At 71.0% G+C, this 7,368-nt stretch carries 7 protein-coding genes; 4 read left to right on the top strand and 3 right to left on the bottom strand.

Translation table 11 applies throughout. From position 1 onward, the window contains the following. Positions 1–114: 114 nt before the first annotated feature. Positions 115–1,122 carry an LLM class flavin-dependent oxidoreductase gene (locus ABD798_RS25455; protein WP_344879572.1) on the top strand — a complete coding sequence of 336 codons (1,008 nt, stop codon included), beginning with the start codon at positions 115–117 and terminating at the stop codon, positions 1,120–1,122. Here the strand turns inward: ABD798_RS25455 and ABD798_RS25450 are convergent. Continuing rightward, the gene (locus ABD798_RS25450; protein ID WP_344879569.1) at positions 1,119–1,928 is read right to left on the bottom strand and encodes an alpha/beta fold hydrolase; all 810 of its coding nucleotides are present in this window, start codon (positions 1,926–1,928) and stop codon (positions 1,119–1,121) included. The two genes, ABD798_RS25455 and ABD798_RS25450, sit on opposite strands and share 4 nt — an antisense overlap. A gap of 140 nt (positions 1,929–2,068) precedes the next feature. Between ABD798_RS25450 and ABD798_RS25445 the strand changes: the two genes are divergently transcribed. Together ABD798_RS25445 and ABD798_RS25440 are read left to right on the top strand one after the other, a co-directional pair. Then, positions 2,069–3,424 (top strand): sigma-54-dependent transcriptional regulator family protein, encoded by a 1,356-nt coding sequence (locus ABD798_RS25445; protein WP_344879566.1) that lies wholly within the window; start codon positions 2,069–2,071, stop codon positions 3,422–3,424. A 24-nt stretch (positions 3,425–3,448) separates the two neighbouring features. Continuing rightward, a complete protein-coding gene (locus tag ABD798_RS25440) occupies positions 3,449–3,577 on the top strand; it encodes a hypothetical protein (RefSeq protein WP_344877944.1) in 129 nt (42 codons plus the stop codon). A gap of 8 nt (positions 3,578–3,585) precedes the next feature. On the opposite strand, the gene ABD798_RS25435 is transcribed toward ABD798_RS25440, so the two are convergent. Beyond that, positions 3,586–4,545 (bottom strand): helix-turn-helix transcriptional regulator, encoded by a 960-nt coding sequence (locus ABD798_RS25435; RefSeq protein ID WP_344879563.1) that lies wholly within the window; start codon positions 4,543–4,545, stop codon positions 3,586–3,588. 63 nt (positions 4,546–4,608) lie between these two features. Between ABD798_RS25435 and ABD798_RS25430 the strand changes: the two genes are divergently transcribed. Then, the gene (locus tag ABD798_RS25430) at positions 4,609–5,781 is read left to right on the top strand and encodes an epoxide hydrolase family protein (protein WP_344879560.1); all 1,173 of its coding nucleotides are present in this window, start codon (positions 4,609–4,611) and stop codon (positions 5,779–5,781) included. Positions 5,782–5,855: 74 nt separating this feature from the next. Here the strand turns inward: ABD798_RS25430 and metG are convergent, their stop codons facing one another. Continuing rightward, complete coding sequence (gene metG / locus ABD798_RS25425) at positions 5,856–7,283, bottom strand: methionine--tRNA ligase (protein ID WP_344879557.1); 1,428 nt, start codon at positions 7,281–7,283, stop codon at positions 5,856–5,858. Positions 7,284–7,368 lie beyond the last annotated feature (85 nt).

The raw sequence follows: 7,368 nt of genomic DNA, 5'->3' as shown, positions 1-7,368 counted from the left end.
TGGGGGAGGAGGGGGTGTGAGGAAGGCGGAGTGGGGAGGGCGGAACGTGGGGGAGGAGGGGGTGTGAGGAAGAGCGGGGGGAATGCGGGGAGGGGGAGCGGGGTTGGGGTGGTCATGGCCGACTCACCGTTCCCGCTGTCCGTCCTCGACCTTGCCACGGTTGCGGAGGGCTCGACCGACGCCGAAGCGCTGCGGCGCAGCATCGAGCTGGCGCAGCACGTGGAATCCCTTGGCTACCAAAGGTTCTGGACGGCCGAGCATCACAGCATGCCGACGATCGCCAGCTCCTCGCCGGACCTGCTGGCGCTCCAGGTGGCCAATGCGACGAGCACGATCCGGGTCGGCTCGGGCGGGGTGATGCTGCCGAACCACTCGCCGCTGGTGGTGGCGGAGCGGTTCGCGTTCCTGGAGGCCTTCCACCCGGGACGCGTCGACCTGGGCATCGGCCGCGCGCCGGGCACGGATCCGAGGACGGCGGCGGCGGTGCGCAGGCACACCGGGCACGGCGTGGAGGACTTCGTCGAGCAGTTGGCGGAGCTGGAGGGCTACCTGGACGGCGGGCTGCCGGAGGGGCACACCTTCGCCGGAGTGCACGCGGTGCCGACCAATCCGACGCGCCCGCCGGTGTGGTTGTTGGGCTCCAGCGGCTACAGCGCGGCGCTCGCGGCGAGGCTGGGGCGGCCGTTCGCCTTCGCCTACCACTTCGCGCCCGACAACGCCGCCGCCGCGCTGCGCCACTACCGCGCGGAGTTCCGGCCGAGCCCGGAACTGGCGCAGCCGCACGCGATCCTGACCGTCGGCGTCATCACGGCGGACACGGCGGCGGAGGCGGAGCGCCTGTCGCGGCCGATGGGGTTGTCGGCCGCCCGGTTGAGGTCCGGGCGGCCGACTCGGCTGCCTTCGCCGGAAGCCGTCGAGCGGCACGAGTGGACGTTGGCCGAGGAAGCGATCGCGGAGCACTTCCTCGCCACGTACCTGGTGGGCGGACCGGATGACGTGGCGTCACGACTGCGCGAGCTGGTCGCCTCCATGGGGGCGGACGAGGCGATGATCACGTCGATCATCCACTCGGCGGAGGACCAGCGGCGCAGCTACTCGTTGCTGGCGAAGGCGATGGCCTAGCCCGCCAGGAAGTCACCGAGCACGGTGTTGAAGCGCTCGGGCTCCTCGGCGAAGGGCGCGTGCCCGCTCTCGGCGAAGCGCGCGACCTCGGCGTTGGGCAGTTCTCCGGCGAGCCAGCCGGCGAGGTCGCCGGGGAAGACCTTGCTCCGCTCGCCGTAGATGAGCAGCGCGGGCACGGTGACCCTGCACAGCATCGCGCGCAGGTCTGCGTAGGCCATGTCGAACCACACGTCCAGCGCGCTGGACGTGTGGGTCTTGGTGGTCTCGGCGTAGATCGCGTCGATGGTGGCCTGGTCGGGCTCGGTGGCGAAGCACGCGGCGATGAACGGCTTGATCACCGAGGGGCGCGCGTGCCGGACGCTCTGCGTGAACACGGCCAGATCGGTGATGGAATAGCCGCCCATCAACGGGAAGTCCCACTCGGCGGCGTCCAGGAATCGCGGGGACTGGTCGACGAAGCAGACCGAGCGCAGCTTCTCCGTGCCGTACTCGCGGACGTAGCTGAGGATCACCGCCGTGCCCATCGACCAGCCGACCAGGCACACGTCGTCCAGTTCCAGGTGGTCGAGCAGCGCGCGCACGTCCTGGGCGTACTGGTGCAGCGAGTGACCCTGCTCGGTCTTGCCGGAGTTCCCGTGCCCCCGGAAGTCGACGGTGATCACGCGGTTGTGCTGGGCCAGCGGGCCGGTGTTGGCCTGCCAGAACGTGCTGTTCATCGTCCAGCCGTGCAGCAGGACGACCGCCGGGCCGGAGCCGGTGTCCTCGTAGTGCAGCGGTACCCCGTCGGGGAGTTCGAGGTAAGCCATGGGTCTCATCCCTTTCGGCGTGCGAGCGGTCGGCGCAGATGATCGACCCGGTGTTGATCAGCGGAGAAGGGGTTGCAACGGGGTTGCACGAGGGTTGCAGGGGCTCGCGGCCCGGACCTACGTTCTCGGTGGAGGCGACCATGGACGCTGAGGGGAAGCGGTTGGCCCGCGTGCGGGACCAAGCGCTGAGCGGTGCCGCGCCGCGCGGGGTCCGCCCGGCGGTGCGCGCGTCGTGGGACCGTTCGCGCGGCAGCGGAGTGCACCCCGACCGGCACCTGCCGCCGGTTCCCTTGGCGGAGAACGATGTCGTCGACCTGCGGCGCGAGCACGCGTTGGCGCGCGTGTGGCCGACGCTGGAGCGGACGCTGCACACCTCGCTCGACGGCCCCGGGCGCATCCTGTTCCTCAGCGACGCGGCCGGTCACCTGCTGTGGATCAACGGTGATCGTCCGACCGTGCGGCGGGCCGAGCGCGTCAACCTGGTGCCGGGCGCGCGGTGGAGCGAGGACGCCGCCGGGACCAGTGGTGTCGGCACGACTTTGGCTCTGGGACGGCCTTTCCAGGTGCGCGGGCCCGAGCACTACCTGTCCGCCGCGACCGCCTACACGTGCTCCGCCGCGCCGATCCGCGATCCGATGACCGGGGCCGTGCTCGGAGCGCTCGACCTGACCACCGAGCCGTTGGACGGCGCGGAGGGTTTGGCGTTGTCGCTGGTGATCTCGACGGCTCGGCTGGCCGAGGCCCAGTTGCGGGAGCACGCGCAACGCCAGCACTTCGAACTCCAGCGCCGCTATGTCAGCCGGTTGGCCAACCGCGTCGGCAGCCACAGCGCGGTCGTGGCGCCCGACGGGCGGGTCGTGCTCGCCGATCCCGTCGGGTGGCTCCCGCAGCGGTGGTACCTGCCGCTGCGCGAGGGGACGGCCGTGCTCCCCGACGGGCGTTCCGTGGTGATCGAACGGCTCACCGTCGACGGGCCTTTCTTCGTGATGGCACAAGAGGTTGAGGTCGACGGAGCGGTGGTGTTCGGCGGGCTCGGGCTCGACCGGGGCTGGCTGCGCGTCGACGGTGTCGCGCACGAGCTGACCGTGCGGCACAGCGAGCTGGTCGCCGTTCTGTGCGCGTGGCCCGGCGGCTTGACGGCCGAGGGGTTGGCGCGCGAGGTCTACGGCCCGCACGGCAAGACCGTGACCGTGCGCGCGGAGATGACCCGGCTCCGGCGAATCCTCGGCTACCGCTTGGCGTCGGAGCCCTATCGCCTCGTCGGTCCCGTGCGCGCGGATTTCCTCGACCTGGAACAGGATCTGCCGTCCGGCTCGGTCGGCGGCCTGCTGGACCGCTACCGAGGACCGCTCCTCCCGCGCTCAGCGGCACCCGGCGTCGCCGAGCTGCGCGCGCGGGTGCACGAGCGCCTGCGCGGACGCGTGTTCGCCGACGGCGACCCCGACTCCGTCGTCCGCTGGCTGGCCGCACCCCACGGGCGCCCGGACCGCCTCTAGGGCGTGTTTCATAGGTCTCGTTCGATGAGAGCCGGGATCGAGGTCGTTCCTGGCAAGACGGCGGGAAGTCCGCGTACCGGTGTTGTACGTGGGCTTTCCGGCGGCGCGGCCAGGGGCGGGCTCGGCCCGGCTATCGCGAACACGGACTTGTGAAACACGCCCTAGCCCAGCTCCGCCAGGCGGTGGAAGCGGTCGGCCACGTGGAGCAGGCGCGCGGCCAGCTCGGGGTGGGCGGCGCGGTCGAAGGTGAAGTCGGCGTCGAGCATGCCGAGCCACAACGCGAGCATCTCCGGGTTGTCCGAGCCGACGAACATGCGGCAGGTCGTGGAGTCCACCGGCTCCACCACCACCCAGTCCGGCAGCCGCGCGGAGACGTGCTCGGCGGGCGCGTGCACGACCACCTCCACGCGGTAGCGCCACACTGCCGCGCCCAAGCTCCGCTCGACGTACTCGACGAGATCACCACCGGGCGCTTCCCGCACGGAGAAACGGGGACCGTTGGGGATGCGCGGAGTGATCCGGTCAGCGCGGAACATCCGCCAGTCCTTGCGCGAGGTGTCCCACGCGACGAGGTACCACCGACCTCGGGTGTGCACGAGCCGGTGCGGCTCAGCGTCGCGTCTGCTCGGCGTCCCGTCGAAGGAGCGGTAGTCGAAGCGCAGCGTCTCACCTGCGCGGATCGCCGCCGCGATGGTGGTCAGCACCTCGGAGTCGATCACCGGGCCGCTGCGGGGCAGTGACAGCGTCGCGCCGTGCACCACGGACACGCGGTCGCGGAGCCGGCTCGGCAGCATCCGCTCCAGCTTCGCGAGCGCGCGCAGGGAGGACTCCGCCATCCCCGCCACGCCGGCGCCCGCCGCCACGCGCAAGCTCACCGCCGTGGCGATCGCTTCGTCGTCTTCGAGCAGCAACGGCGGCAGCGAAGCGCCGAAGCCCATCCGGTAGCCGCCCATCACGCCCGGCGTCGCTTCGATCGGGTAGTCCAGCGACCGCAACCGCTCCACGTCGTTGCGGATCGTTCGGTCGGAGACGCCGAGTCGCTCGGCGAGTTGGGCCCCGGTCCAGTCGCGCGGCTGCTGCAACAGGCCGAGGAGGCGGAGAAGTCGGGCTGCCGTCGTCATGAGAAAAAGTATGCCCGCAATCGCGGAACGATCCTTGCCGCAATAGCTCTTACTGTCTCTCTCATGACCTCAAACACCGAGAACGCCGCCACCGGGAACACCGAGATCCGCCCGTTCCGGATCGCCGTCTCCGACGCCGACCTGAACGACCTCCGCGAGCGGCTGACCAAGGCCCGCTGGCCGCAGCACCCCTCCGGCGAGGACTGGAGCCGGGGCGTGCCCACGACCTACCTCCGCGGCCTCGCGGAGTACTGGGCCACCGGCTTCGACTGGCGCGCCCAGGAAGCCGCGATCAACGAGATCCCGCAGTTCATCACCACGATCGACGGCCAGGACATCCACTTCCTGCACGTGCGCTCCGCCAACCCCGACGCGGTGCCGCTGATCCTCACCCACGGCTGGCCCAGCAGCTTCGTGGAGTTCCTCGATGTGATCGAACCGTTGGGCGCCGACTTCCACCTGGTCATCCCGACGCTGCCCGGGTACGGCTTCTCCGCCCCGGTCGCCGACGAGGGCTGGGGCAACCTGTTCCGCGTCGCCATGGCGTGGGCGGAGCTGATGAACCGGCTCGGCTACGAGCAGTACGCCGTGCACGGCACCGACGCGGGCTCCGGCGTCTCGCAGATCCTGCCGATGGTGGCGCCCGGGAAGGTGCTGGGCCTGCACCTCACCGGGACCGCGCCGTCGCTGCCGTTCGGCCCGCCGATCGACACCACCGGCCTGGACGAGGCCGACCGGCACCGCGCCGAGCGCTTCAACCAGTACCAGCAGGACGGGATCGGCTACCTGCACATCCAGTCCACGCGCCCGCAGACCCTGGGCTACGGCCTGAACGACTCGCCGATCGCCCAGCTGGCGTGGATCGCGGAGAAGTTCCGCGAGTGGACCGACCCCGCCTCGAAGCTGCCGGAGGACGCCGTGGGGCGCGACCGCCTGCTCACCGCCGTCAGCATCTACTGGTTCACCGGGGCCGGGGCCTCCGCCGCCCACGCTCTCTACGAGGGCATGCAGGTCTACCGGCAGATGGCCGCGGCATCGCAGGGACAGGCGTCCCCGCCCCCGGCCGCCCGCACCGCCTACGCCGTCTTCGCGGGTGACGACACCATCCGGTCCCTCGTCGACCCGGCCGGGTACGCCGAGCGCTGGACCGAGTACGACCGCGGCGGGCACTTCCCGGCGATGGAGGTCCCCGACCTGCTCAGCGCCGACATCAAGGCGTTCTTCCTGCCTGGCTGAGCGGTGGGGTGGGAGTGGCGAGCTGGGCGAGTCCGGAGAGGACGAGCCCAGCTCGCTCCACCGTGCAAGCGCCGCTAGGTGCGCTTGCCCAGACGCGGAAACACCGGCTTCGGCTCGGCGACGGTCTCACCGTAGCCGAGCTGATCACGTAGCCGGGCGGCTCCGTGCGGGAGGAAGACGCCGAGCTCGTGCGTCAGCACGCGGCACGTGCTGACCAGTGTCCCGAGCACCCTGTCGAGGTCCCCGCCGCTCAACGCCCACGGCTTTTCCTTGTCCAGCAACCGGTTCGCGTCGTCGACGACCTCGACCAGCGCGGCCGTGGCGCCACGGAGGTCGTACTCCGCCAGCGCCGCGTCGACCCGCTCGGCGAGCCCGGCCGCTGCGCGCGTCGGCGGCGCCGGGACGACTCGCCCGTCGCGGAGCCGGTGTGCGAGCGTGACCACGCGGTTGACCAGGTTTCCCAACCCGTTCGCCAGCTCTGCGTCCGCCCGGGCGATCAAGCGCTTCTCGGTGAAGTCGGTGTCGCCCAACGGAGCCACTTCACGCAGCAGCCACCACCGCACCGCATCGGCACCAAAGCGCTCGACCAGGTCGAGGGGGGCCACCGCGTTGCCCGTGCTCTTCGAGATCTTCTCGCCGTCGATGGTCAGGTAGTCGTGCACGGCGATCACGTCCGGCAACGTCTTGCCCGCCGAGAGCAGCAACGCGGGCCAGTACACGGCGTGGAAGCGCACGATCCCCTTGCCGATCACGTGCACGCGCTCCGCCGCACCGGCCCATCGCGTGGGGTTCGCGGTGAGGTAGTTGGCCAGCGCGTCCCACCACACGTAGATCACCTGGCTCGGGTCGCCCGGCACCGGGATGCCCCAGCCGTCCGATCGGGCCGCCGGGCGGGACACGCTGATGTCCGCGAGCCCCGCCCTGACGAAGGCCAGAACCTCATTGCGCCGCGCGGCGGGCTCGACCCTGATTCGCCCTGATTCCAGCAGCTCTCGCATGTGCTCGGCGTAGCGGGAGAGGCGGAAGAACCAGTTCTGCTCGACGACCAGGTCCGGCTCGACCCCGTGCTCCACGCACCGACCGTCGGCGAGATCGGCCTCCCGGTAGAACTGTTCGCAACCGCCGCAGTAAAGGCCCTCGTAGCTGCGTTGGTAGAAGTCGCCGCGCTCGGCACTGGCCCGCCACAGCTCGCGCACTCCGGTGGCGTGCCGCTCGTCCGCGCTCGTGCGGATGAAGTCGTCGACGGACAGGCCGAGCGGTGCGTGCAGTTCGCGGAAGCGTTCGGCGTTGGTGTCGACCAACTCCTGGACACCGATGCCTGCGGCCTTCGCGGCGGTGACGTTCTTGAGCGCGTTGTCGTCCGTGCCGGTCAGGAAGTGCGCGCCGGTTCCGCGCGACCGGGAATGGCGTGCGAGGACGTCGGCCTGGACCAGCTCCAGCGTGTGCCCGAGGTGCGGCTCGCCGTTGACGTAGGGGATCGCGGTGGTGATGTAGCGGCTCATGGCTCTCCTGCCGCCCGGACGACGACGAGAAGAGCAAGCCCCGGCGTCGGCCGGGGCTTGGTCGAATGGTGTCAGCGCACGCCGA

The sequence above is a fragment of the Allokutzneria multivorans genome (genome assembly GCF_039537405.1).
GTDB classification, from domain to species: Bacteria; Actinomycetota; Actinomycetes; order Mycobacteriales; family Pseudonocardiaceae; genus Allokutzneria; species Allokutzneria multivorans.
This window is presented reverse-complemented; position numbering and strand designations above follow the sequence as displayed.

What these genes read in the sequence shown, in the direction of transcription:
- ABD798_RS25455 (WP_344879572.1), top strand. Translation starts at nt 115, where the DNA reads ATGGCCGACTCACCGTTCCCGCTGTCCGTCCTCGACCTTGCCACGGTT.
- ABD798_RS25450 (WP_344879569.1), bottom strand. Translation starts at nt 1,928, where the DNA reads ATGGCTTACCTCGAACTCCCCGACGGGGTACCGCTGCACTACGAGGAC.
- ABD798_RS25445 (WP_344879566.1), top strand. Translation starts at nt 2,069, where the DNA reads ATGGACGCTGAGGGGAAGCGGTTGGCCCGCGTGCGGGACCAAGCGCTG.
- ABD798_RS25440 (WP_344877944.1), top strand. Translation starts at nt 3,449, where the DNA reads ATGAGAGCCGGGATCGAGGTCGTTCCTGGCAAGACGGCGGGAAGTCCG.
- ABD798_RS25435 (WP_344879563.1), bottom strand. Translation starts at nt 4,545, where the DNA reads ATGACGACGGCAGCCCGACTTCTCCGCCTCCTCGGCCTGTTGCAGCAG.
- ABD798_RS25430 (WP_344879560.1), top strand. Translation starts at nt 4,609, where the DNA reads ATGACCTCAAACACCGAGAACGCCGCCACCGGGAACACCGAGATCCGC.
- metG (WP_344879557.1), bottom strand. Translation starts at nt 7,283, where the DNA reads ATGAGCCGCTACATCACCACCGCGATCCCCTACGTCAACGGCGAGCCG.